General features: G+C 74.0%; 1 protein-coding gene. It reads right to left on the reverse strand.

Annotated features, from left to right (window positions below; genetic code table 11):
* The coding region (locus FJV41_RS49700) for a DinB/UmuC family translesion DNA polymerase (RefSeq protein WP_438616794.1) at positions 1 to 588 on the reverse strand (588 nt) is incomplete at both ends.

Here is a 588-nt window from a genome sequence, read left to right on the forward strand (position 1 = left end):
CCTCCGGAGGATGGAAGCCCTTCGCCCCATGCGCGCCCTCCGGTCGGTGCACCTCCGCCAGTCCCGCCGCGCAGAGCGACTCCTCCCCCAGCGTCGTCACCAGTCGCGACAACACCACCTCCAGCGCCGCATCCCCCTCCGGTTCATCCCCCAGCGAGAGCTGCTGCTCCCGGTCCTCCGAGCACTCGTCCACCCGCGCGGACACCTCCGCCACCGGGTTCTCCAGTCGCAACTCCTCCAGCCGGTGCCGCGCCAGGTCCAGCAGCAGCTTCGCCTCCGCCGTGGGCCTCGCCAGCGCCAGCGTCACCTGCTGCTGCCCCGACGGATCCAACTTCAGCGTGAAGGTGATGCGCACCGCCGCCCGCCGTCGCCCCGCCAGCCGCGCCCCCAGCCTGTCCAACAACGTCTTCAGCGCGAAGCGCAGCGGCTCGAACGACTCCGCGGGCCACTCCAGCACCCGCCGCTCTTCCAGCACCTCCTCCAGCACCTCCGCCACGAAGGGCGTGTCGTCCGCGCCCCCGCACCGCGCATGCACCCGCGCCCCGTTCGCCCCGCCGCGCGCGGCGGGGCGAACGGGGCGCGGGTGCA

The organism is Myxococcus llanfairpwllgwyngyllgogerychwyrndrobwllllantysiliogogogochensis, from assembly GCF_006636215.1.
Taxonomy (GTDB): Bacteria; Myxococcota; Myxococcia; order Myxococcales; family Myxococcaceae; genus Myxococcus; species Myxococcus llanfairpwllgwyngyllgogerychwyrndrobwllllantysiliogogogochensis.